A 25,729-nucleotide genomic window follows, 5' to 3' on the forward strand; every position below is an offset into this window, starting at 1 on the left:
GATGTTTCACTTTATCTTTTACAATGATTCCTTGAAAATTATTTGTTTTTTCAGTTTTTGTATATTGATAGAGATGCATTCGTCCCCCATAATGCTTCCAAAGTGTGCGTAGTAATTGTGACATATGTATTTATACTTGTGATGACAAATGATGTGTATCGTTTTTTGAAAGTTCGAAAATTATTGAACGAACTAGAGAAATTTAGTAACCTTATCTGTACAGTAATTACATAATCGTTTTGTAATAATTAGATATTAATTATATAAGGGGGCATTATGGATGGATCTTACGTTCAAAGTGGAGAAAACATGTTTTAACTACCGCGTCGGAGCAATTTGTAAACATGATAATAAAATACTTATTCTGCAAGGGGACGGTGAAGATTTTTGGTACGTACCAGGCGGTCGAGTGAAAATGCTAGAAAATAGTGAAGCTGCGTTAAAACGAGAACTTGCAGAAGAACTAGCTGTTCCTATGAAAGGGAAGAGATTAATATGGACAGTAGAAAATTTCTTTACACTTTCTGAGCGAAAGTTCCATGAGATTAGTTTTTATTATGAAGTAGAGCTACATGAATTACCTGCGAATGGAGCGGATCAATATATTTTGGAAGAAGAGGGTAGAACGTATTTGTTTAAGTGGGTGCCGGTAGAAGAGTTAGATGCATATAACTTACAGCCTGCATTTATAAAAGAGAAAGTAAAGGATATAGCAGTTCATACAGAACATATCGTTTTACAAAATTAAATGTATTCGGAGGGGAAAAGGGTGAAGGGGACTAAAAAAGAAATACATATAGATGATAAAGTAATTCGTTACACACATATCGAAAAAGGTTCTAGTAGGATTTGCTTTATGTTCTCAGGTTCAGGATACAATTACGATAAACCGTTATTTTATTATGCAACGATGTTAATGCTTGAACATAAAATAGATGTTATACATATTCATTATTCCTTTGATGGACAATTAATGAATAAACCGATGGAAGAAGTAACGAAAGTAATGATGGATGATATTCATCCTATAATGAAAGAAGTATTAAAAGATGAGCAATACAACGAGACTTTGTTTTTAGGGAAATCACTCGGAACAATTCCGATTGCAAATGATTTAATGAAGAGAGAAGAATTCGCGCAGTCAAAAATGATGCTACTTACACCTTTACTGACGTTTGATACAATTTTTGATTCTATCTTACATAGTAGTCACGAAGGGCTTTTAGTTATTGGGGATAAAGATCACCAATACAATGCAGATCAAATTGATCAGTTATATAAAACAACTTTAACGATTGATGTTGTTAAAAACGCAAATCATTCTGTAAATGTTGGGGAATATGAAACAAAGAATTCAATTGAAGCGATAGCAAATATAATAGAAAAGCTTAAAGAAGTTGTTAGGAAAAACTAACTCATCAATACATGCAAAAAGAGGTGCGAATTGCACCTCTTTTACTTTTAATAAGCCTTCAACACATGAAGCAAATAATCTTTCCGGTTCAGCGGATTATAATCAACACGTTTTCGAGTAGGGAAGGGAGCCATAAGCTTTGTGAAACCAGTTGGCTTCGTTGTAAATATGCCTTCTCCTTCTGTAAATGAATGTAGTATTCGTTTGAAACTCTCTGTTTTCGCAACAGGTAATGATCCTGTTAACTGATAAGAATTGTAATTGAATATAGGCTCTGCAAAAGTTGCTGGAACGGCAGTGAGTTTATACATTGCAGTACTAATTGCGTGCTCCGGTACAGTTAATTCAAACTCATTAATTGGTTCATATACATATGTTTCAGCTTGCTTTAAAGCATCCATTAATACGATCGGTGTCAAATTTCTAAAGTCACTTGCTGTTGTAACAGGACTAGCATAACCAGTATGTGTTAACGTGACGATAATATCTGTAACTTCCCATCCATATAATCCTTGTTTTAACGTTTGAAATACCGTATCTTCAATCGCTTTATGGAATGCTAAAGGTAGTGATCCGAGTTCAACCCCTAAGTGATATGTTACGCCAGAGTTAAGTTCACCACGTTCAACTTTGAATCCGACTGTTGCGTAAAATGGATTCTCTTTTTCACCCATTACTTCAACAGAATTGCCTAAGCCAATTGGTTTCTCGATACATACAACTCGCGTATTTGAAAAAATAACTTGCAAATTATATTTCTCATAAAGTGTTGTTTCAATTACTTCTTTTTGTACCTCACCGAAAAGGCGAATGTATAGTTCATTATGAACATCATCTTTCCACACTTTAATAAGTGGATCTTCTTCACATAGCACCATAAGTGCAGCGTATAAATCATGAATTCTTTCTTTTGATACTGCATCAATGGAAGCTTCCATTTGTGGTTCGGCAAAGTGAATATCTTTTATATAATCCGTACGTTCACCAATAATATCACCAATTTTAATATCATTCAGTCCCCACACTTTACAAAATTCACTACGAGGAACGGTAGTAGTTTGAACGGCATCTCCATTATGAAATAGGCACAGTTTTTTAATCTTTTCTTTATGGGATAGAGATTTACAGCGCTGTATATCAACATATTTTCTAACGTGTAAGCTACCTGAAAAAACTCTTACATAAGCAACCTTTTCTCCAGAAGGTTCACGTTCAATTTTAAAAACAACACCGGATAATAGTTCCTCTTGAGCCGATGCATGAGCTGGCATTAGGGCCGGAAGTTTTTCAAGTAGTTCTGTTACTCCTATACCTGTCATTGCTGAACCGAAAAAGATTGGATACACACTTGCTTGCTGTATTTGCTGTTCTAGTTTTTCTCTTAATAGTGCGTCCGGTATTATTTCGTTATTTACATATGACTCAAGTAATGATTCATTAAATGGTGCTAACAGTTCCGTACAATCATCATATGATTTATATTCAATGATCCGGGCTTCTTTCGTTCCTTCGTTTAGAACAGAGTAGAAGGGGAATGCTTCATTTGAAAGAACCTCTTTTATTTGTTTCATAACTTTTTCAGTGTTTGCTCCACTACGATCAATTTTATTAACGAATAAAATTGTCGGTATGTTTAGTTTCTGTAATGTTCGCATTAAAATTTTTGTTTGTGCTTGCACACCTTCAACGGCAGAGATAACTAAAATCGCACCGTCTAGAACGCGGAATGATCGCTCCACTTCAGCGATAAAATCAGCGTGTCCAGGTGTATCAATGACATTTACTTTTACATCATCAATAAAGAAAGAAACGACAGATGCTTTAATCGTAATTCCGCGTTGTCTTTCTAATTCCATTGAGTCAGTTTGTGTATTACCACTATCTACTCGGCCAATTTCTTTAATCACATTCGTTTCATAAAGAATACGCTCAGTCAAACTCGTCTTGCCAGCGTCTACGTGCGCGACAATCCCTATATTTATTGTTGTCATATATCAATATCCTCATTTCATTTTCCATTTTCATTTCCTCATTTCTATTTGTGTATTGCCGCATTATCAATCACTCTCCAGTTCTTTAAATTAGTATTATTATAGTGCAATTAACATTATTTGTAACGCTACAAAGCGCCTTAATTTGGAAAAAATAAAATGAAAACAAAATGCTTGCATTCTAAATCGATATAGATTATATTAATTGACATATCAACTATTGATACATCAAATGTTTTCGTTTTGATTGTAAAGGAGGGGTAATTTGACAAGTTCATGCTCAAAAGAAGCGATTATTTTATATAAATTACACTTTCTAAATAAAGAAGTAAGTTCGAAATTTGAAGGGTGTACGGGTATGAGCCAGTCTCGATTAGAGCTTATACTTCAGTTATATGAAGTAGGTGAAATTAGTCAAAAAGCACTTCAGCAAGAAGTGAATATTGATAATGCTGCGATAACGAGGCATTTAAAGCAGCTTGAGGCCAATGAAATGATTGTAAGACGTAAAAATCCAGATGATAACAGAATTACGTTAGTTTCTCTTACTGAAGAGGGACGAAATAAAATTCAAGCGTTTCAAGAGGAAAAAGAACGTTTTGCAGCATCTGCATTTAAAGGATTAAGTGAAGAAGAACGCGACAATCTTTTAAATATGTTAAACCACATTCAAGAAAATATAAAAGAATTATAAAAAAGGGAGAATACAACTATGACTAACTCAGTAAAAACAAATGATTTTAACGAAATTTTAACAGGACGTCGTTCAATTCGTAAGTACGATCCTTCAGTGAAAATTAGCAAAGAAGAAATGACAGAAATTCTTACAGAAGCAACACTTGCACCATCTTCAGTAAACATGCAACCATGGAGATTCCTTGTGATTGAAAGTGACGAAGCAAAAGCAACACTTGCGCCACTTGCGAAATTTAATCAATCTCAAGTAGAGACGTCTTCAGCAATGATCGCTGTATTTGGGGACTTAAACAACTTTGATAACGCAGAAGAAATTTACGGTACAGCAGTAGAGCGTGGACTTATGCCAGCAGAAGTAAAAGAAGATCAAATGAAAAAACTTTCAGCTTACTTCTCTATGGTTACACCAGAAGTAATGAAAGATACAGTATTAATTGACGGTGGTCTTGTAGCAATGCAATTTATGTTAGCAGCTCGTGCTCACGGCTATGACACTTGTCCAATTGGTGGTTTTGAGAAAGATCAAATCGCAGAAGCTTTCGGACTAGATAAAGACCGTCACGTACCAGTTATGTTAATTTCAATCGGAAAAGCTGCTGACAGTGGTTACCAATCAGTACGTCTTCCAATTGAAAAAGTTGCAGAGTGGAAGTAATTTTAAAGAAATAAGTGGAATATGAAAGGGGAAACACCATGATTATTATTCACGCAATATTTCAAGTAGATCCAGCAAAACAACAAGCATTTTTAGAAGAAATTCAGCCACTCATTCACGGATCAAGAGAAGAAAGTGGAAATGTATCTTATGACTTATATAAAGATACAGAAAAAGAAAGTGTTTATACGATGGTAGAAGTATGGAAAGATGAAGCAGCAGTTGCGAGCCATAATACGAGTGAACACTTCACATCTTTCGTTAGTAAAGCAGCACAATTTTTAACTGCTCCGCTTAATATAAAAGCTTATAATGGAGAGTTAGTAAAATAAGAAGGTAGAAAAAGATGACTTTAGCGTGTGGCTGAGGTCATCTTTTTTATTTCAATTTAAGGTTGAAATGGTTATATTAGTTAATTCTGTTACAATTTTTTAATCAACATTATTATTCTTCTTCATGTATGTAATCACCTTTAAATAAGTGAAGTAAATTAAGTGTAAATTAATTTGTTTTACTTATACTTAATTTTGTGTTAATGTATATTTAATTTTTTAATGTATTTATCCTTGTTTTATTAAAATAGAAAGAAAAAGAAATGTATTAGAGTTAAAAGTTACACGGCCAGTATGTAAATAATAACTTATAATTTATTTTTAAATTTTTTAAGGGTGTGAACTATAATGAAATCGGTATTAAAAAGCATACTTATTTCCTTTGTTTTTTCAGCAGTAGGTATGTGTTGGTTGCTGTTCTTATTATTTCAAGGGGACGGTGATTGGTTATTATCTTGGATAGGCGTATTAATGTCATATTTATCTTTATATACTTTAATAGATTTATACTGTAAAAATACATACGATAAAAAATTAAATAAATGGCTTATAAAAACAGCGGTGACTAGCTTTAGTTTTGCAGTATTAGGAATCTCATTTTGCATCATACATGAGCTATTAACACCATGGAGTCTTAGTTTAATGGTGTGGTATTGGTTGCTAATGTTAGTATTATTTTTAACAACTATAATATCATTAATCAGTTTAGTATTTGTTAATCGTAAAAATCACAATTTCACCGTCGGATATAGAATGCTCATACTTCTAAATGTATTTCTTACATTGGGACCAGTATTATGGCCGCTATTACTTTCTATTATTGGAAATGGTATGAATGCTAGTGCGGGCTGGTAAAAAGGAATATAAATTAGTTGTGTAAAGAATAGGACGAAAAGTTGATATAGAATTTTAAATGTTTAAGAGAACATGTTTACATAAAAAATGAAAACATGTTCTCTTTTTATTTGCATGCATAACTCTTCCTCAGTTTACCGTATTTAAATTTAAACGTAAGTATTTCGTAAGGAATGGATAAGAAAAAAGAGAGATTTATCATATAGGATGAAAGTATAGCTTGAATCAATCCGATATTAATGGAGGAGAGAAAGCCTTATGAAAAAATGTAATTCAATTAAGTTAGCAAGTTTTGCAGTTTTATTAGCGGGTACTGCTCTATTCACACCTGGTTTTACTGTGACTGCAGAGTCAACTCAAAATATTTCTAGTTCGTCACAAGTACATGATCAAAAGAATCGTAATGGCTGGAAACAAGTAATGCAGGAAACAGTACAGCTTGGTGCTGTAGGAATATTAGCTAAGGCGTCTAACAACGGAAAAACGAGTAGTTATACTGCTGGCGTAGCAGATCTAAGTACAAAGAAACCGGTGAAATCAGATTATCGCTTTCGGATTGGTAGTGTGACGAAAACTTTTACTGCCACGACTGTTCTGCAATTAGTTGGAGAAAATCGCGTACAACTTGACGATTCAATTGAAAAGTGGCTACCGGGCCTCATTCAAGGAAATGGGTATGATGGTAATCAAATTACGATACGCCAACTTTTGAATCATACGAGTGGTATAGCTGAATATTTAAAGTCAAAAGATGCTGACATAATGAATTCGAAAAAAACGTATACAGCAGAAGAAATAGTGAAAATAGGCCTTTCGCTGCCTCCAGATTTCTCGCCGGGTAAAGACTGGTTGTATTCAAACACAGGATACGTAATACTAGGAATGCTTATTGAAAAAATAACTGGAAATAGTTATGCGGAAGAAATCGAAAAGCGAATTATTGAACCTTTGGACCTATCAAATACGTTTTTACCAGGAAATTCACCCGTCATCCCAGGAAAGAATCATGCTCGTGGATATGTGAAAATGGAAGGAACAGGCGAGTTGAAAGATATTACGTATTATAATCCGAGTTTAGCTAATGCAGCTGGAGATATGATTTCTAATGCGGATGATTTAAATAAGTTCTTTTCATCTTTACTTGGTGGTAAGTTACTGAAGGAACGCGAGCTAAAAGAAATGCTTACTACAGTCCCTATAGAAGGCAAAGGGGTTGGTGACGCATACGGTCTTGGAATCTATGAGACTAAACTTCCAAACGGTGTTTCAGTTTGGGGGCATGGAGGAGGAATTCCTGGATTTACAACTTTTGCTGGGGGAGTAATTGGAGGCAAACATACATTGGCTATCAGTCTTAACTCAATAGGTGGGGTCGATATTGTTCCGCAGTTTAATAAAATGATGCAAATTGAATTTAATAAATAGATGAAAAGAAAGTGAATGGAATTTTGTTATAGTTATATTTAAAAGAGGTGCTCTTTTAAGTTCGCAACTATGGACAGTAGTTGCATTTATGATATGGCATCAAGTGTATTTCAAAGTGAAAATCAATCTTAATGCTTACGATAAAAATAAAAAGGATGTCAGTTACATGACATTCTTTTTATTTTGGATAAAAAAGGTGTGTATGTAGTTCTGAAAATTGTTATTTTTTAAATTATTAAATATAATGAAGGATATAGGGGCGCCAATAGGGGAGTTATGAATGGAAAATACTTTAGTTAGTTAAGTATTTCTCGTTTTAATCAAAATAATTATGAGTTGATTTGGAGTTGAATACAATGGGGAAAAATCATTATAAATGGAGTAATAAACAATTACGAGAACATGTTGAAGTAATAGATGGTAAAAGAAGCCCACACATATTATTAAAGAATGCAACATATTTAAATTCCTATATGCGCGAGTGGATGACAGCGAACATTTGGATATATAATGATCGAATTGTATACGTAGGGGAGCAGCTGCCAGAGCAATTAACGGAGTGTGAAGTTGTTGATTGCGAAGGAAAGTGTGTCGTACCCGGTTACATAGAACCGCATGCACATCCATATCAGTTGTATAACCCAGAGACGCTAGCAAATCATGCGATGCAATTTGGGACAACGACTTTTATTAATGATAATTTAACTCTATTTTTCACATTAAAACGTGAAGAATCATTTCGTTTATTAGAGGAATTTAAAAAGATTCCAGCTACTATGTATTGGTGGTGCCGTTTTGATGGACAGACTGAATTGCAAAACGGGGAATCTTTGTTTAATAGTAAAGAAATAATAGAATGGCTGAAACAAGAAGCTGTTCTTCAAGGTGGGGAGTTAACAGCATGGCCAAAATTATTACATGGTGATGATGAAATGTTAACTTGGGTGCAGGAAACGAAGCGATTGCAGAAGAAAGTAGAAGGCCATTTTCCGGGTGCATCTGAAACGACTTTAGCGAAGTTAAAACTGTTAGGTACAGATTGTGATCATGAAGCGATGACAGGGCAGGAAGCTTTCACTCGTCTTATGCAAGGTTACACCGTTTCTCTTAGAAATTCTTCCATTAGACCGGATTTAGAAGTTTTATTAAAAGAATTGTTGGAATTAGGCGTGAAACAGTTTGATAGATTTATACTTACTACAGACGGCTCACATCCTTCGTTTTATGACAATGGAATGACAAACGTAATGATTTCTACCGCGATAAAACAAGGAGTGCCAGTAATAGATGCATACCATATGGCTAGTTATAATATTGCTCGCTATTATAATATGGAACATGTACATGGTTCGATTGCGACAGGTAGAATTGCTAATATCAATATTTTAGAAAGTAAAGAAAACCCAGTACCAATTAGTGTCCTTGCAAAGGGGAAATGGGTGAAGCGTGACGGTGTAAATACGCATGAAGCATTACATATAGACTGGAGTAAATATAAAGTAACTCCATTATCATTAGATTGGTCAATAGAAAAAGAGGATATGATTTTCTCTAATAAAACGGGGATACACTTATTAAATAACGTTATTACAAAACCATATACTAGTGAAATCAATATAGACTGTGATGAATTATCCACAGATCATGATGAATGCTTCCTCATGATGATTGCTCGTGATGGTACTTGGCGAGTAAATACAGTTGTAAAAGGTTTTGCGAAAGAATTAGGTGGTCTTGCTAGTTCTTATTCCGGCACAGGTGATATGATTCTCATTGGAAAAAGTAAAGAAGATATGCTTACAGCTTTTCGTAGAGTAAAAGAGCTCGGTGGTGGAATGGTCGTAGCAGAAAACAATGAAGTGTTACACGAAATAGCATTACCATTGCTCGGGATTATGTCTAATTTAAAAATGAGTGAATTAATACAGGAAGAGAAACAGATGGTGAAATTACTACAAGAGCGTGGCTACGTGTATGATGATCCAGCATTTACAATTTTATTCTTTTCTGCGACGCACTTGCCTTTTATACGAGTAACACCTATAGGATTATATGATGTGAAAAGTAGTAAGGTAGTTGCCCCGCCCGTGAATTTGATAAAGCAATATTAAAAGGAAAGATCCTATAAAAATTTTATTTTATAGGATCTTTCTTTTTATTAGCATAAGAATATTGTAAGCCTCAAATGATATAGTATCTAAATCATTTGAGGTGATATGTAAATATGAAAAAAACATTTTACATTTTAAGCATATTTATTCTGTGTGTATCGATACAACACGTTGTACATTCCCAATCAGATGCACCAAGGTTATCTTCGGATTGTCTCGAAGAAAGAAAAGTTCGAGATGAAAAGTATGTGAAGAATATAATACAGGACATTAAATCCACATTTAATTTAAATATTGATGAACATAGTTTTTGGGAAGTAAGTAAAAGAGATCTGGAGGCTGCCCATTTGATGTATGGTGGAAAGGAAAATGATTCTTATTATAATTCGCTAACTAAAATTTATGATAGTGGTGGATTTAGCGAACAGCCCAGCTTATTTGTGAGGGCGCAAGAAGCATTTTTACTTTATAAAGAAAAAGATAATATCAATGTAATGAAACGCCTAAAACTAGACGTTGAAAAAGGGGAATGGCTCGTTATAAAAACGAAAAAGAAGAAAGGGAAAAAAGTGAAATTCAAGCCTTTGCAATGTGAAAAAGATTATATGAAAAAGAGAAAAGAATAACAAAATACTTATTCATGCTGTTTTTATTCAATGATATTTTGCTGTTGATGTGAAATAGAAAAAGGTAAACAAACATATTAGCTTTATGGAATATGTTTGTTTACCTTTTTTTGAGAGATTTAAAAATTGGGGATGTTTTTAGTTGGAAATTATGTACTGGCTAATGAACTTATAACATTCAATGAATTTGTTTTTCATAAACATTAGATTTTGTGTCAAATGATTTATACATTGCCGAACCACCTATGTATATTTTATTCTACAGTATTTATAAAAGAATATTGGCCATGCATAAGAAATATGATTGGCACAGTTTTTGCTTGTATTAAATGTAAGGAAGGGAGATTGTATGTAAGGAATCTGTACTCGTAATAGTATAAAACAAGCTACTATTGCATTATTAATCATAGTTGTATTTATAGCGGAACTGTAAATACATACAAATAAGTAGGTTTTTAGTTTAAAAATTCTGAATTTTCTTTTAAATTATCAGGGGGCAATGGTATGGTTAAATATTCGAAAATTTCTAAGTGGATTCTTGGTGTTGGACTAGTGACAATAACATGTAATGGTTTGCAAATTCAAGCAGAGACAAAAGAGAAAAATGTGAAGAACGTATTACAAATGGAGCCGGTAGGAATACAGAAATCTGTTGATGAATTGGCGCACCCTTCAAAAGTACAAGAAAATGCATCTTTTACAAAACGGTTAAAATTAGCGGATTTATCGCAGCGTCCACTAGCACCAAACGATAATATTAAACCGTTAGCTGAAGAAAAAAAGTATTCAATGGCTGAGTTAAATCAATTAAATAATAAACAATTAACTGATCTTCTTGTGACAATTAAATGGTATCAAATTCCAGAATTATTTCAGTTTAATAGTGATAGTCTTAAATTCTATCAAGATGATAGTCGAATGCAAGCAATTATTAATAAACTAGCAGAACAAGGACAAGCTTATACGAAAGATGATTCAAAAGGGATTGAAACATTAGTAGAAGCTCTACGTGCAGCATTTTATTTAGGTTTTTACCATGATGAATTAAGCAAACTAAATGAGCGTAGCTACCATGATAAATGTTTACCAGCTTTAAAAACAATTGCAAAAAATCCAAATTTCAAACTTGGTACATCAGAACAAAATAAAGTAATTGCATCATATGGAAAATTAATTGGAAATGCATCAGCAGATGTTGAAACGGTTTTATATGCAGGTGAAATTTTTAAACAATATAATGATAATCTTGCAACTTTCATTGAAGATCGAACAAAAGGAGACGCTATATATGAGTTGATGAAGGGAATTGACTTTGATATTCAGACGGATATGTACACGACTGGAAAAGAGCCAAAAGATACGATGTGGTTTCGAAATATTGATAACTTTATTAATGAAGTAAATCGTTTTGCACTACTTGGTACAGTAACAAATAAAAACGGATGGTTAATTAATAATGGGATTTACTATGCTGGACGATTGGGCAAGCTTCATAGCACGCCGACAAAAGGACAACAAGTTGTTACAGATGCAATGCGAATTTATCCATATTTAGGAGAGCAATACTTTGTTGCGGCAGAACAAATTACTACAAATTATGGAGGAATAGATGCGAACGGAAAAACTGTAAATTTAGATCAAATTCGAGAAGAGGGTAAAAAGAAATATTTACCGAAAACGTATACGTTTGATGATGGAGCAATTGTCTTTAAAACTGGGGATAAAGTTAGCGAAGAGAAAATTAAACGTCTATACTGGGCGGCAAAAGAAGTGCGTTCTCAATTTTATCGTACAGTTGGTAGCGATAAACCACTTGAAAGTGGACATGCTGATGATGTGTTAACGATGGTTATTTATAATAGCCCAGATGAGTATCAATTTAATCGTCAACTGTACGGATATGAAACGAATAATGGTGGGATTTATATTGAAGGAACAGGGACTTTCTTTACATATGAACGTACACCAGAGCAAAGTATTTATAGTTTGGAAGAATTATTCCGCCATGAATTTACGCACTACTTACAGGGAAGATACGAAGTTCAGGGATTATGGGGACAAGGAGAAATGTATCAAAATGAACGTTTAACATGGTTTGAAGAAGGAAACGCAGAGTTCTTTGCAGGTGCAACGCGATTAGATAGTGTAGTACCGCGAAAAAGTATAATTGGTGGGTTATCTAATGATCCTGCAAAACGTTATACAGCATCACAAACATTAAATGCGAAATATGGAACGTGGGATTTTTATAATTATTCGTTTGCGCTGCAATCATATATGTATAATAAGCGCCCTGAAATGTTCGATAAAGTGCATGATTTGATTCGCGCAAATGATGTTTCAAGTTACGATGCATACCGTGCTACATTAAGCAAAGATAATAAGTTAAATGAAGAATATCAATCTTATATGCAAATGCTTATTGATAATCGCGATAAGTATACAATTCCACAAGTATCAGATGAGTATTTAACTCAGCATGATCCAAAATCGCTTTCGGACATTACTTCAGATATTACGAATGAAGCGAAATTAAAAGATGTGAAAGTAACAAAGAATAAATCACAATTCTTTAATACATTTACACTACAGGGGACATATACAGGAAGTGCGGCTAAAGGAGAAGTTGAGGACTGGAAAGTGATGAATGAAGCAACAAATAATATGTTGAAACGTCTTTCAGGAAGAGAGTGGACTGGATATAAAACATTGACTGCTTATTTTGTAAATTACCGTGTAAATAATGCTGGGCAATATGAATATGATGTTGTGTTTAGCGGAGTGAATACGGAAGAAGGTACGGCTGTAGAAAAAGAACCAAATAATTCATTTGAAACAGCAAACCCACTATCTTTGAATATTTTGTTAAGAGGAACCTTGAGCGATCAAGATCAGGGGGATAAATTTGTTATTGATGTAAAGGATCAAAAAGATTTACAAATTTCTGTTACGAACGAACAAAATCTTGGACTGAACTGGGTATTATATTCTGAATCAGATCTAAATAATTATGTAGCTTATGCAACAAAACGTGATGGAAACAAATTGCTTGGAAATTATAATGCAAAGCCAGGGAAATATTACTTAAGTGTATATAAGTATGGTGGTGGAACAGGGAATTATACGGTACAAGTAAAATAGTTTACTATAATTTATTTTGAAAGGAAACTTATTGCATTTTTTAGCAAAATAAAGTATGTAATGTTAAAAATTAAACTATATCAATATATCCCTGTTCTAATTATAGAACAGGGATATATTGGCTTTATATTTTTAAATTAAATAATCTCATTGGATTTTGACAAGAAAATAATTAATATAGATTTGAATTCTCATTCGTAAAGAATACTTTAATCTTCTTAATGCTCTTTCATTTTTGTCTCAATGCTTGTTTTCAAATCAGTTGATACTTGATTGAAATACCCCAAAACGATCTCCCTAATATCATCGGATATAACTTTCAAATCACTAGCTAAGTTCTCAGCGAGATGTTCTTTTTCTATCGGTTTTAACTTCGTATAAAATTCACCAGCCTGCGTAAAGTCATTCTGTTTTGTTATAGAAGTTCTTTCAAGTTTACCTTCAACGTACCTTCCGTCACCGCTTGTAATTTGATTAGCGGGTGTCCAATCTTGCTGTTGGTTAATCGTTAATTTGCGAAATTCGGGACCAATTCTTCTTCTTTGTGAATCACTGTAAATGTTAGCGCGCCCTTGCAGCATTTTATCATCTGATAGTTCTGCACCATCCAGTAAATTAGAAGGGGAGAATGCGACTTTCTCTACTTGTTCCATAAAATTTTCAGGATTTTTATTTAATACCATTTTCCCGACTGGTATGAGAGGATACGTCTGTTCATCCCATACTTTTGTGTCATCTAAAGGATCATAAGATAGGTAAGCTTCATCTTTCGGATCCATGAGCTGGACGTATAAACCATACTCCACTGGTTTACCATTTTCAATAGCATCATATAAATCTTTCCCGCTATAATCAGGATTTTCAGCAGCTAGTTTAATTGCTTCTTTATTAGTAATGTACTGTACACCTTCAAATGGTACCAATGATACTTTACATACTTTCGATTACCTTCCGCATTTCTCCATACATATGTATTAACACTATGTCCTGGAATGTGGCGAAGACTTTTGGCCGTACCATTATTAGAGTATAAACGGACAACAAAATGAATAGATTCAGGTGCTTTAGCGACAAAATTCCAAAATCTATTAGGGTCTATTAAGTTATTTTTAGGTGAAGGCAATAATGCTTGAATCGTTTCAGGGAAACGCATTGGGTCACGAACAGAAAAAACAGGAATGTGATTACATAAAAGGTCAAAAATTCCTTCTTTTGTATAAAATTTTGTAGAAAAACCGCCTACATTTCTAGCAGTATCCGGTGTTCCTTTCGTACTAACAGCTAACGAAAATCGCACCATAACAGGAACTTTCTCATTAGAATTTTGTAAAAAACTTAATTTAGTATGTTCAGACATCGAATATATCGTTTGAAAATAACCGAACGCACCAAATCCTTTTACATGAACAGGTCTTTCTAAAATTTTTTCATGAATAAATTCTTGTAATGACTCATGCAGTACACTATCTTGCTCTAGTACGGGTCCACGTGAACCAACTGTTTGAGAGTGAAGTTTAGCTTGTTCATTACGTTCGTCATTTTCATTAAAGTCTTTCCCTAGTATAGATTGCCCCTGTTTATCATAGTTTTCATCCATCGATATAGCCTCCAAATCTTTTTTGTCCATTGTTACTAAATATGATTCTATAGCCTTAATTATGTATGACACGCACAGTTCAAAGCAGTAACATACCGCTAGATGAAAAAAACACATATGTAGTGGACCTGTTGAAATAGAAGAAATTATGGAAAAATGAATATCGGGAAGAGAAAGCACACGTTTTACTAAAAATGTGGAAGAAAACCACTATTAAAATTTCAATCTTAAAACTTAATTTATAAACGATTATATAGAGAATGAACGTTAAAAAAGGGAAAATAACTAGGAGGAATTTAACATGTCGAATTGGTTTCAATTAGATAAAGAATATATGATGTCTACATATTGTCGTACAGAGGTTGCAATGGAAAGAGGAGAAGGGTGTAAACTGTATGATGTAGATGGTAAAGAGTATTTAGATTTATTTTCTGGCGTAGGAGTAAATGTATTAGGATACAATCATCCTAAAATTGTACAAATGACAATGGAGCAAGTTGCGAAATCGTTGCATTTACCGTTTCATTTTTTAAACCCAGTTGCAATTGAGTATGCAAAAAAATTAGTAGATTGTACTTTAAAAAGCGGAAAAGTCTTTTTTACAAACTCTGGTACGGAAGCGACAGAAACAACGTTGAAATTAATTGATAAATATAGAGCTAATAAGGGTGAAGAACGTGAAGGAATTGTAGTACTGAAGAATAGTTTCCACGGGCGTACGTTAGGAGCACTTCATTTTACGAGACAGGAAAGTGTATATCAAAATTTCCCTAAAACATCTATTCCTGTATATGAAGTAGAGCGTGAGAATATAGACCAATTAGAAGAAACCATTATTAAAGAAAATCCAATTGCGATTATGCTAGAGCCTGTTTTAGGTAGCGGGGGGATTTATCCTTTATCAAGTGAATATTTACATGGTGTTCAAAATTTATGTGAAAAATATAATGTACTTCTTGTCGTTGATGAAGTTCAAAGTGGTATGGGTCGAACGGGAAAATTATTTGCTTATCAAAATTTTAATATCACACCGGACATTATTCAAATTGGTAAAGGAGCAGGAGGCGGGATACCGCTAGGAGGAATTATTGTAGGTGAAAGGTTATGTGATGTATTTTCACCAGGAGATCACGGGACAACATTTGCTCATTCATCAATGGGAACAGCTTTAGGTTTAACTGTATTAAATACATTACTTGATGATGGGTTAATGCAAGAAGCTTATGAAACGTCACTATATTTGAATGACAAACTGCAAGATATTCAGAAAGAAAATGCTTATTATATTCAGGAAGTACGTCATACGGGGATGATGTTTGGGATAAGTGTGAATGACACGAATGAAAATGTGAAGAAATTACAGATTGAGTTAATGAATAAAGGGATGTTAGTCGATCTAACACAAGGGAATATTATTCGATTACTTCCGCCGTATATTATTACGAAAGAGGAAATTGACGCATTCACTTATGAGTTTATTTCCTGTGTTCATAACATAGCTGCTACAGCAAGTATTTAAAAAAATATAAAAAAATATAAAAAGCTGAAGAAGGCGCTATTTTAGCGGCTTCTTCAGCTTTTTAAAATAGTAAATTACTTAACCTAGAGAGCATCTCATTGGACAAATAATTAATTATGTGAAACAATAATAACAGATAAGGAGACGTTAATTTTCCTTAAGTGCTTCGAATTAATTTTATTCAATAAGAGAAGGTGTGCTTAAAGAAGTTAAATTAAAAAGGAGCTGTTTTATTATATGCAACAAAATAATGATTTAAATTTTGAACCTCAAGACGTTAATATTGTCAATCCTAAACAAGCCAGGAAAGCAGTAATTGCTACTGGTATAGGAAACGCAATGGAGTGGTTTGACTTCGGATTATACGCGTATTTAGCGGTTATCTTAAGTCAATTATTCTTCTCAGGTGTTGATAATAGTGGATTGCAACTTGTACTTACATTCGGTACATTTGCAGCAGCCTTTCTCGTTCGACCAATCGGAGGTGTATTCTTTGGTAGAATAGGAGATAAGTACGGCCGAAAAATCGTGTTAAGTACTACTATTATTTTAATGGCACTTTCTACATTATTCATCGCATTACTACCAACCTATGAACAAATTGGTGTATGGGCACCAATACTACTTTTAGTTGCCCGAATGATTCAAGGCTTCTCTACAGGCGGCGAATATTCAGGAGCAATGGTTTATATCGCAGAATCTTCTCCAGATAAAAAGCGTGGTATACTCGGTAGTGGTCTTGAAATTGGAACACTCTCAGGTTACATTGCTGCATCGGTAATTGTTACCATTTTGACGTTATTGTTAACAGATGAGCAAATGCTCAGCTGGGGATGGCGTATTCCGTTCTTAGTAGCTGCACCAATTGGTTTGGTCGGTTTATACTTACGCCGTCATCTAGATGAATCTCCAATCTTTGAAGAGATGGAAAAAGCACAAGAGGAATCTGAAGACAATGAACAATTTTCATTTATGGATATTATTAAATATCACAAAAAAGACTTCTTATTAAGCACAGTAATTGTCGCCTTCTTTAATATTACGAATTATATGATTCTTTCGTATATTCCTTCTTATCTAACTCAAGTACTTAAAGTCAAAGAAACAACAGGCTTATTAATTATTTCTATTACGATGGCACTTATGATTCCACTAGCACTATATTTCGGTAAATTAAGTGATAAAATTGGTAATAAACGCGTCGTGCAAATTGGTTTACTTGGTTTAACTGTATTTGCAATTCCAGCATTTTTACTAATAGGTAACGGACATATTGCAGCTATATTTGCAGGTATTTTCGTACTAGGTTTCTTCTTAAGTGTATATGAAGGAACATTACCTTCATTATTACCATCACTCTTTTTCACTGATGTACGTTATCGAGCACTTTCGATCTCATTTAATATTTCTGTATCGATATTCGGTGGAACAACACCGCTTGTATGTTCATACTTAGTTCATGCAACTGGTAACCCGCTTGCGCCAGCATTTTATTTGACGGGTGTAAGTATTATTGGATTAGTTGTATTTAGTGTATTATTTGTTACGACTTCAGGGCGTGCGCTAAAAGGTTCATATCCTACAGTAGAAACGAAAAAAGAAGCACACCTAATCGCTAAAGAAGACCCTGAAGAAACACTTTGGTGGCATGAAGAGTCATTAGAAATTGAAGCAGGGAAGAATGCTTCAATTTAAAAAGCAACGTAGAAGTATAAAAAGACTCCTATGAATATAGGAGTCTTTTTGTTACGTTATTTCTTTCGTTTCTTCAAACTTTTCTGATAGGCATAAAGCTTATGAATCTCTTCCTTAAATTCATGCAGAAGTACAATGCTTTTACCATTTGAATAACGCACCGTATTATAAGCATCTATAATAATATCACTTTGAATATTTACATCTTCTTCATCATTTATTCTTTCTAGCCAAGCTTCAACAGTTTCTCCCCGTTTTCTATTTAAAGGAGGGGTTAACTTACTCTCTAGCTTGAAAATTTCCTTCCGAATTTCGTTATGCGGCGGTTTATTTCGTTTAAAACGATTTTGGTTTGTTCCTTCTTTATTAGTAATAATAGTAGATTCGAAGGCGGGCATATTTGGTAAACTGAATTGTTTTCGTTTTTTTACTATTTTCCAAACGACGTAAATAGCGATAGCTGTACATGCTATTATGGTAATGCTATTTATGAGTGTGGGGTCAAAATCAGGAAGTTTTTCCCCATTGTCTTCAATTTTAGGTTTTAAGAGATGCCCTTTACTTGCCCAAACCCCTTCAGTATCTTTCAATTCAGCTGCTATGAGAAATGGATTTATAACATAACCGACTCCTAACGCGACTACTTCTGTGATAAAGCTAAAAATAAGACGAATAAAAGGAAAAACTAAAACAAGTACTATACTCATTACACCAATCGTAATGATAGAAATGAAACGTAATAACTGTTGATTCCGATTTGCCCCAGTTAACCAAAATGTAATCATAATGTGTATAACTAATAGTAACAGCTTCCACAAAGGTGGAAAGGACGCATAAAATATGGCTGAAATACTAAACCAAACAATACCGCCTAACGATTTTTGAACTGGATATCCTGGTCCGACTACATGTACGATAAAGAAGAAAAGCGGTAACATAATTGTGCCGAATAGAGAGAATGGGAGAAGGAAAGAACAACCAATTATTTGAGTAATGAACAGTATGACAAATCCGGTTGTTTTTTTATTCATAAATTTATGAATAAGAAATACGCCTATATAGCCTGTTGCTAAAAATATGGCAATAGCAACAAGGTCATCCCTTTCTGTTAATAATGAAAGGAGGAGAAGCAAAATAAAGTCATTAACGTGATAGAGCCAAGTTTTCAACCGATTCCACCATCCCTTCGCTATTAATGAGGAACGTTGGCTGAGAGAGAAGAGGGAGTTCATTTTTCTGTAAACCAATGTATATCATTGTAGACGAACGTTCTCTCTTTCTTGTTACATAATGAAGGAATCCTTGTTTCGGAAGTAACGTACTATAATCTGAAATACGTGCTAATTCTTCTAAAGCTTTTGCATATTGTGTTTGCCCTTCATGTAACGATAAATGTAATGCACCACCTTCTGCTAATACACTAATAAATAATTCAAACGGTATGTGATGCTTCGTTGCATATTGGCAAATGTATGTTGCGAATGAAATTAAATCTTCAACATTATCTTTCCAACCAAATCCACGATCGGCAGCTAAAGAAAGACAAATCGTCCAACTATAATTTTTTACAGGTTCAAATTGCTTCGCTTGTAATTCTTGCATTTTAGCAGATGCCTTCCAATGAATAGAGCGGAAAGACTCACGCTCATATCGCTTTACACCGATAATAGATGTTTCATCATTGTAAAAAGAAAAATTAGTTCGATAAGAACCAGTTAGAAGTTGCTGAAGTTCTTGCAAACCTGCTACTTCTTTAGGAGAAGGATACACAATAATTTCAGTTTTTAACTTATCGAAAACAGGTAAGTATACATTTAATAAATGAAAAGGATCTTTTAAAACACATTCGAACTGTTCAATTTGAAACACACCACGTTTCGTTGCGGTTAATGTTAAATCCCATTTTTGCGCCGAATGTGCAGGTTGTGAAAATGGAAAAGAGAATAACGTTTTTGATATTCGTTCAATTCCTTGATCTTTATGCTGTATAAGAGACGCATCTAAATGAAAATAACAAACACCATTAACGAGAGGGATATGTGCACCGTTTTTCAAATGAATAAAAAACTTTCCAGATTCATCAGGGAAAAGCCGAGTTGTTTGTCTCTCGTTTATAACTTCAAATTTTTTCTCTATGTAAGCGACATATTTATAAATGAAAATCGCAAATAAATAATAGGAGAAAAAGAGAAACATTATAATTCGTTGCGGCATAAAAAATGTAAATAGTATAGCGCCTGGCACAGTTAGTTGAATAATATGGAGTTGAAAAAATAAAGGTACAGTTACAACACGCTGTCCATTCATGCTTGCTCAATCTCCACAGGTACGTCAACTTCTTTTAAAATACTTTGCATTATATCATTTTTAGTCGTGCGCAGGGCACCTTCCATTGATAAGACAATACGGTGATTCCAAACAGAAGGAGTTAAAAATTGTATATCTTCAGGGGTGCAATATTCTCTCCCGCGTAAGAAGGCTAATGCTTGAACTGCGCGCACTAAAGAAAGTGTGGCACGTGGGCTTACACCGTTAGCGATGTAATCGTGATTTCGAGTAGCTTGTGCAAGTTTAATTATGTAATGTTCTAACGGTTCTGATATGAAAATTTCTTTTATTCGTTTCTGTGATTCTAATATATCTTCTAAAGAGATAACAGGTGTGACACGTTCTAGCGGTATATCGTTACGAAAACGTCGCATCATTTGTAACTCATCTTCAGGAGTTGGATAACCGATTGAAATCGTCATTAAAAAGCGATCAAGCTGTGCATCTGGAAGAGGGAAAGTCCCTTGTGATTCAATTGGGTTTTGCGTTGCAATAACAAAGAACGGTTTTGGGAGAGGAGTAGACTGTTTTTCAAGCGTCACTTGTCGCTCTTCCATCGCTTCTAACAAACTAGATTGTGTTCTCGGCATTGCACGGTTAATTTCATCTGCTAGCAAAATGTTTGTCATAACGGGTCCAATTCTTAACTCAAATTCACTTGTTTTTGGGTTAAAGTATTCAATACCTGTTACATCACTTGGAAGTACATCAGGGGTAAATTGAACACGAGAAAAACTACCGCCAATACTTTTTGAAATGGTTTTCGCCAGTAACGTTTTCCCAGTACCAGGCACGTCTTCGAGTAGTACATGTCCATCAGCAAGCAGTGAAACAAGCAGTAGATCAATAACATTTTCTTTACCAACAAACACAGATCCTATGTTTTCTTTCAATTTATTTATCATATGTACCATTCCTTTCAGTATAAAAGAGCTAATATTTCTATATTTTAACAAATTATTCAGAAAATTAGTATGATTTTTTAATTCAAAGAAATAGATATTTAATTATTAAATTAATCTTGCATATTTTGGAATATGAATATACAATATCGGTATACGATGTATCGTTAGTCGATATATCATAAGGCGATGTATCGGAGGTAGTTATAATGAATGCGAAGGCGCAAAAATATATTCCGTTAACTGAGGCGACATACTACATATTATTGTCACTTGTAAAGCCAATGCATGGTTATGGAATTATGCAAATGGTAGAAGAGATGACAAATGGAGAAGTAAAACTCGGTCCTGGTACGTTATACGGGAATACGACGAAATTACTTAAAGAAAAATTAATTGTTGAAGTTGCCTCTACAGATAGAAAGAAGTGCTATGAGTTAACGCTGTTTGGGAGAGAAGTGTTAGAGCTCGAGTATAACAGGTTACAGAGATCTGTAAGGAATGGGAATAGTATATTAGGGGAGTGAATGGAATATGGAGACAAAGAAGGTATTCAAACCTTTCGCGATATGGAGCTTGGAAAAAGAAGAAGCTTTTTTAAGAAAAATGCATCAAAAAGGATGGGCTTTACAAAAGTATAATGTAATGTATACGTTTAAGAAAACTGAACCGAAAGATGTAATATATAAAGCGGATTTTAGACTGGATTATAAAGATTCGAAAGAAAAACAACTAGAATATATTGATATATATGAAATGTGTGGCTGGAAACATGTAACGAGTTTTGCGAAATGGAATTATTTCTGTAAAGAAGTAGACGAGGAAAATGAGTTACCTGATATTTATTCAGACAAAGAAACGAAGATACAAAAACTTGTTGAATTGATACAGTTCGTTGCAATTATGTTTGTAACGTTAATTCCAGTGCTTTACTTATGTTTTCTTGGAGTATCAGAATCAGGATTATATAGAGGTATGGTAGGGTTTTTAGTTTGTATATATTCATATGCGTTTATTAATTTATTTAGAAAGCTTAAAAAATGAAAAAGGAAATATTTTAACAAAGAGTGATATTCTTAGAGAAGATATATTGGGAAATCATCTTCTCTAATCTTTATATATATTTATTTTGTTCATTCTTTTTTACATAATAAAAGACTACCTTGTTAATTCATAGAATTAACAGTTACAAAGATAATACCAGTAACAATACCTAAAAAAAATCATAAATGAAGAAGAAATAATTAATAATAAAGAATTAGCAATAAATATCACTTTATTAGATTTTTGATTTTTAAAATGGTAATAAAGTAAAAGACCACAAATAATAGAAACAATCCATATTGTTAGACCGTAAGGGGTCGTTATTTTTTCAAAATCGAAGATCCAAAAGTAAAAGATGACTATGTGGCAAGTTACTAGTAGAAATGTTGATGGAAGCATTATCTTTTTATTTAAAATCATTTGTTATACCCCTCCTTATGTAAATATTACCAAAAGGGTGTGGGTGTTAATATATAATAAGGAAGAAATACATCTTTAATTAACTTATTAAATGGAAAAATCCCTTATAGAAAAATCTATTTCTACAAGGGATAATAATGTTTTTATTAGAAAGACTGATTTTGAGCAGGTTTAATAAATTGTTCAGGGTTTTCAACAAGCCCACATACAGCGCATTGGACGCGGTATGTAGGTCCTTGATAGGCCATATGAAAAGCATTCATCGTTTCATTTGTGTATTCTTCTTCTACTTGACCAGTTTGTGGATTTAATTTGACTGGTTTTACTTGTTGTTCAAGAATATTAAAGCGAGTACGGTTCGTTTTACAGCTTGGACATAGCATTGGTTCCATATGTATACACCTCCATTTGTATCATTTCTTAAAATCTTTAATTTTATGCAAGCAAAAAACTTTCTCAATATAAATAGGTGTTTAATGTATTTAAAATTCAGAAAAAATAAAATATAATAAAAGTACGAACTGGTTATGTCCAAACCAAATCTCCTGTTTTATGCCAATAAGCTGGGGGGCCGAGAAATCGGCCTCATTTTTTTTGCTCATTACTACAAGGAACAAGGTTTTTGTGAGACTTTTGTCGAAATTTTAGGCATAGATATAAAGGGGGATGTAAAATGGATTTGAAAATGAAGTACATCATTTTATATGTAGAAAAGTTTGAGGAATGTTTAAAATTCTATAAAGATATTTTACAGTTACCTATAAAAGCAGAGCACGGTACATATATTGAATTTAATACTGGAACTACCATTTTAGCGATGAATACGCGGCAAGATGTGAAAGAATTAACAGGACTACCGCTTACAGAAGGTGAATTAAAGTCTTCTCATTTCGAATTAGGATTCGTTGTTGAGAATGTACAAGAAACGATTGAGCAATTTAGAGAACAAGGAATCAAGATTTTAGTTGAACCTATTGTAAAACCGTGGGGACAAACAATTGCCTACATTGCTGATCCAGATGGAAATTATATTGAAATTTGCAGTTCATTAGAATAGAGGGAGAAAGAGAGATGGGATTTCCAAAACTAGAAACAGAACGTTTACTCTTAAGAGAACTTACACTATTAGATGCAGAAACGATGTTCCAATATTTTTCGAAAGAATCAGTTATACGTTATTTCGGAATGGATTCTTTTGAAAATATTGAGCAAGCGAAAACAACGATTCAAACGTTTAAAAATCGTTATGAAGAGGGCAGTGTATTTCGCTGGGGAATCGAGAAAAAAGGGACGGGCCAATTAATCGGAACGTGCGGATTTCATTTAATTAATAATAATCATAAACGAGCTGAAATTGGTTATGAATTAGATGATACATATTGGGGACAAGGATATGCATCGGAAGCATTACAAGCGATTTTAGCTTACGGATTTGAAATGCTGCAACTGATAAGAATCGCAGCGGTTGTATATGTAGAAAATAAAGCTTCTCAAAAGTTGTTAATAAAAGCAGGATTTCAAGAAGAAGGATTACTTCGAAAACATATGATTCAAAATGGAGTTGCTCATGATACCATTTTATATTCTTTATTAAAAGAAGAGTGGAAGAAGTAATGAGTACAAACGAACTTATAACGATTATGAAGAATCATAGGGAAAATAGATTCATTTTAGGTATAGATGGTTTAAGTCGTTCAGGAAAAACAACATTCGTAGCAAATTTAAAAGAAAATATGAAACAAGAAGGCATTCCGTTTCATATTTTCCATATTGATGATCATATAGTGGAGCGTAATAAACGATATCATACTGGATATGAAGAATGGTACGAGTATTATTATTTACAATGGGACATTGAATGGCTAAGGCAGAAATTTTTTCAAAAGCTACAACATGAAACAAAATTGAAATTACCTTTCTTTCATGAAGAAAAAGATATATGTGAAATGGAAAAAGTACAGATTCCTATTGTAGGCGTAATTGTTATTGAAGGAGTTTTTCTGCAGCGAAAAGAATGGAGAGATTTCTTTCATTATATGGTCTATTTGGACTGTCCAAGAGAAACAAGGTTTCTACGTGAGAGTGAAAAAACGCAGAAAAACCTTTCAAAGTTTGAAAATAGGTATTGGAAAGCAGAGGATTATTACTTAGAAACGGAATTGCCGAGGGATAGGGCGGATTTAGTCATAAAATGATTTGAACATAGAAGGTGAATAGAATGAATATTTTATGGGATTTTGATGGAACGTTATTTGATACGTATCCTGCATATACAATGATGCTTTCTGAAATATTAGGTGATTTAGTAGAAAAACAAGAAATATACAAAAACTTAAAAATATCATACTCTCATGCAATTCAGTATTATAATATTTCATGCGAGCAGGAAGAAAAGATTAAAGTTTTGAAGGGAAAATTCACGTCAAAAGATATGAAACCTTTTGCAGGTGTCGAAGAGGTTTTGAAATTTGCAAATAAAAATGTGATTATGACCCATAAACATAGGGAAGGAGTTATGGGCATTTTAAAATATTACGGCTGGGAAAAATACTTCGTAGATATGGTTACAATTGACGATGGCTTTCCTCGAAAGCCAAACTCTTTAGCTTATAATCATCTGCATAAAAAATACAATATTGATTTAGCTATTGGAGATAGAGAATTAGATTTATTACCTGCAAAAGAATTAGGTATTTCAACATGTATGTTTCAAGGTAATTGTGATGTAGCGGATTATTCTTTATCACATTACTCGGAGTTTTTTAAGGTAGTGAGTGATAGAGAGTTTTCTTTATAAAAAAAGTTATTAATAAAGACTGTATCTTTCATTTTAAAGGTACAGTCTTTATTTTTTAGAGCTATTATATACCAATTGCCGTGGATTAAAGAATGATTGCATATCTTTAGTAAAGAAATAGTCAGGTTAGTTGTTAGATAGAAATAAACTGACAGATAAAGTGATAGTGTCCGTTTTATCT

23 protein-coding genes and 2 pseudogenes are annotated in these 25,729 nt (G+C 33.5%); 18 read left to right on the top strand and 7 right to left on the bottom strand.

Annotated elements, in window-relative coordinates:
* The first annotated feature begins 280 nt into the window (after window positions 1-280).
* On the top strand, window positions 281-748 hold the full coding sequence (locus ACQRBL_RS15190) for an NUDIX hydrolase (RefSeq protein WP_098377369.1): 468 nt from the start codon (window positions 281-283) through the stop codon (window positions 746-748).
* On the top strand, window positions 749-1,414 hold the full coding sequence (locus tag ACQRBL_RS15195) for an alpha/beta hydrolase (protein ID WP_109737082.1): 666 nt from the start codon (window positions 749-751) through the stop codon (window positions 1,412-1,414). It begins immediately after the preceding gene.
* Between the two features lie 47 nt (window positions 1,415-1,461).
* Here the strand turns inward: ACQRBL_RS15195 and ACQRBL_RS15200 are convergent, their stop codons facing one another.
* Window positions 1,462-3,405 (bottom strand): GTP-binding protein, encoded by a 1,944-nt coding sequence (locus tag ACQRBL_RS15200; protein WP_411995938.1) that lies wholly within the window; start codon window positions 3,403-3,405, stop codon window positions 1,462-1,464.
* A gap of 265 nt (window positions 3,406-3,670) precedes the next feature.
* Here ACQRBL_RS15200 and ACQRBL_RS15205 point away from each other — a divergent pair, with 265 nt between their 5' ends.
* The 8 genes from ACQRBL_RS15205 to colA all read left to right on the top strand — a co-directional run bounded on the left by ACQRBL_RS15205 (window position 3,671) and on the right by colA (window position 13,246).
* Window positions 3,671-4,099 carry a MarR family winged helix-turn-helix transcriptional regulator gene (locus ACQRBL_RS15205; protein WP_000204172.1) on the top strand — a complete coding sequence of 143 codons (429 nt, stop codon included), beginning with the start codon at window positions 3,671-3,673 and terminating at the stop codon, window positions 4,097-4,099.
* A gap of 18 nt (window positions 4,100-4,117) precedes the next feature.
* On the top strand, window positions 4,118-4,756 hold the full coding sequence (locus tag ACQRBL_RS15210; protein ID WP_000185375.1) for a nitroreductase family protein: 639 nt from the start codon (window positions 4,118-4,120) through the stop codon (window positions 4,754-4,756).
* A 38-nt stretch (window positions 4,757-4,794) separates the two neighbouring features.
* The gene (locus ACQRBL_RS15215; protein ID WP_000583805.1) at window positions 4,795-5,088 is read left to right on the top strand and encodes a putative quinol monooxygenase; all 294 of its coding nucleotides are present in this window, start codon (window positions 4,795-4,797) and stop codon (window positions 5,086-5,088) included.
* A gap of 348 nt (window positions 5,089-5,436) precedes the next feature.
* Window positions 5,437-5,943 (top strand): DUF3902 family protein, encoded by a 507-nt coding sequence (locus ACQRBL_RS15220; RefSeq protein WP_000843829.1) that lies wholly within the window; start codon window positions 5,437-5,439, stop codon window positions 5,941-5,943.
* 258 nt (window positions 5,944-6,201) lie between these two features.
* Window positions 6,202-7,368: a serine hydrolase domain-containing protein gene (locus ACQRBL_RS15225; protein WP_065484190.1), complete on the top strand. Its 1,167-nt coding sequence runs from the start codon at window positions 6,202-6,204 to the stop codon at window positions 7,366-7,368.
* A gap of 356 nt (window positions 7,369-7,724) precedes the next feature.
* A complete protein-coding gene (locus ACQRBL_RS15230; protein ID WP_411995937.1) occupies window positions 7,725-9,479 on the top strand; it encodes an adenine deaminase C-terminal domain-containing protein in 1,755 nt (584 codons plus the stop codon).
* A 113-nt stretch (window positions 9,480-9,592) separates the two neighbouring features.
* The gene (locus tag ACQRBL_RS15235) at window positions 9,593-10,105 is read left to right on the top strand and encodes a hypothetical protein (RefSeq protein ID WP_411995936.1); all 513 of its coding nucleotides are present in this window, start codon (window positions 9,593-9,595) and stop codon (window positions 10,103-10,105) included.
* Between the two features lie 504 nt (window positions 10,106-10,609).
* Window positions 10,610-13,246: a collagenase ColA gene (gene colA / locus ACQRBL_RS15240; protein ID WP_411995935.1), complete on the top strand. Its 2,637-nt coding sequence runs from the start codon at window positions 10,610-10,612 to the stop codon at window positions 13,244-13,246.
* A gap of 218 nt (window positions 13,247-13,464) precedes the next feature.
* Here colA and ACQRBL_RS15245 read toward each other — a convergent pair.
* Window positions 13,465-14,843: pseudogene (locus tag ACQRBL_RS15245) on the bottom strand (catalase).
* A gap of 301 nt (window positions 14,844-15,144) precedes the next feature.
* Here ACQRBL_RS15245 and ACQRBL_RS15250 point away from each other — a divergent pair.
* A complete protein-coding gene (locus ACQRBL_RS15250; RefSeq protein WP_411995934.1) occupies window positions 15,145-16,362 on the top strand; it encodes an aspartate aminotransferase family protein in 1,218 nt (405 codons plus the stop codon).
* Between the two features lie 237 nt (window positions 16,363-16,599).
* A complete protein-coding gene (locus ACQRBL_RS15255; protein ID WP_001186932.1) occupies window positions 16,600-18,057 on the top strand; it encodes an MFS transporter in 1,458 nt (485 codons plus the stop codon).
* 56 nt (window positions 18,058-18,113) lie between these two features.
* Here the strand turns inward: ACQRBL_RS15255 and ACQRBL_RS15260 are convergent, their stop codons facing one another.
* The 3 genes from ACQRBL_RS15260 to ACQRBL_RS15270 are packed head-to-tail and all read right to left on the bottom strand — an operon-like array spanning window position 18,114 to window position 21,290.
* Window positions 18,114-19,226 (bottom strand): DUF4018 domain-containing protein, encoded by a 1,113-nt coding sequence (locus ACQRBL_RS15260; RefSeq protein ID WP_097960929.1) that lies wholly within the window; start codon window positions 19,224-19,226, stop codon window positions 18,114-18,116.
* On the bottom strand, window positions 19,201-20,364 hold the full coding sequence (locus tag ACQRBL_RS15265; RefSeq protein WP_023522310.1) for a DUF58 domain-containing protein: 1,164 nt from the start codon (window positions 20,362-20,364) through the stop codon (window positions 19,201-19,203). The genes ACQRBL_RS15260 and ACQRBL_RS15265 overlap by 26 nt, the downstream gene beginning before the upstream one ends.
* Window positions 20,361-21,290 carry an AAA family ATPase gene (locus ACQRBL_RS15270; protein ID WP_053564135.1) on the bottom strand — a complete coding sequence of 310 codons (930 nt, stop codon included), beginning with the start codon at window positions 21,288-21,290 and terminating at the stop codon, window positions 20,361-20,363. Before ACQRBL_RS15270 ends, ACQRBL_RS15265 begins: the two co-directional genes overlap by 4 nt.
* Window positions 21,291-21,496: 206 nt before the next feature.
* Here ACQRBL_RS15270 and ACQRBL_RS15275 point away from each other — a divergent pair, with 206 nt between their 5' ends.
* Together ACQRBL_RS15275 and ACQRBL_RS15280 are read left to right on the top strand one after the other, a co-directional pair.
* Window positions 21,497-21,814, top strand: coding sequence for a PadR family transcriptional regulator (locus ACQRBL_RS15275; RefSeq protein ID WP_023522308.1), 318 nt, complete (start codon window positions 21,497-21,499; stop codon window positions 21,812-21,814).
* 7 nt (window positions 21,815-21,821) lie between these two features.
* Window positions 21,822-22,331 carry a DUF2812 domain-containing protein gene (locus ACQRBL_RS15280; RefSeq protein ID WP_023522307.1) on the top strand — a complete coding sequence of 170 codons (510 nt, stop codon included), beginning with the start codon at window positions 21,822-21,824 and terminating at the stop codon, window positions 22,329-22,331.
* A 122-nt stretch (window positions 22,332-22,453) separates the two neighbouring features.
* On the opposite strand, the pseudogene ACQRBL_RS15285 reads toward ACQRBL_RS15280, so the two are convergent.
* Both ACQRBL_RS15285 and ACQRBL_RS15290 read right to left on the bottom strand, forming a co-directional pair.
* Window positions 22,454-22,751, bottom strand: a pseudogene (locus tag ACQRBL_RS15285) (hypothetical protein).
* Between the two features lie 146 nt (window positions 22,752-22,897).
* Entirely contained in the window at window positions 22,898-23,143 is a 246-nt protein-coding gene (locus tag ACQRBL_RS15290) for a hypothetical protein (RefSeq protein ID WP_000433609.1), read from the bottom strand.
* Between the two features lie 281 nt (window positions 23,144-23,424).
* Here ACQRBL_RS15290 and ACQRBL_RS15295 point away from each other — a divergent pair, with 281 nt between their 5' ends.
* The 4 genes from ACQRBL_RS15295 to ACQRBL_RS15310 are packed head-to-tail and all read left to right on the top strand — an operon-like array spanning window position 23,425 to window position 25,548.
* Window positions 23,425-23,808, top strand: a complete 384-nt coding sequence (locus ACQRBL_RS15295) for a VOC family protein (RefSeq protein WP_000364497.1) — start codon at window positions 23,425-23,427, stop codon at window positions 23,806-23,808.
* 14 nt (window positions 23,809-23,822) lie between these two features.
* Window positions 23,823-24,365, top strand: coding sequence for a GNAT family N-acetyltransferase (locus ACQRBL_RS15300; protein WP_000506652.1), 543 nt, complete (start codon window positions 23,823-23,825; stop codon window positions 24,363-24,365).
* Window positions 24,365-24,946, top strand: a complete 582-nt coding sequence (locus ACQRBL_RS15305) for a kinase (protein WP_023522305.1) — start codon at window positions 24,365-24,367, stop codon at window positions 24,944-24,946. The genes ACQRBL_RS15300 and ACQRBL_RS15305 overlap by 1 nt, the downstream gene beginning before the upstream one ends.
* Window positions 24,947-24,969: 23 nt before the next feature.
* A complete protein-coding gene (locus tag ACQRBL_RS15310; RefSeq protein ID WP_065484177.1) occupies window positions 24,970-25,548 on the top strand; it encodes an HAD-IA family hydrolase in 579 nt (192 codons plus the stop codon).
* Window positions 25,549-25,729: the final 181 nt, after the last annotated feature.

This window comes from Bacillus sp. AF62 (assembly GCF_050312695.1).
GTDB classification, from domain to species: Bacteria; Bacillota; Bacilli; order Bacillales; family Bacillaceae_G; genus Bacillus_A; species Bacillus_A cereus.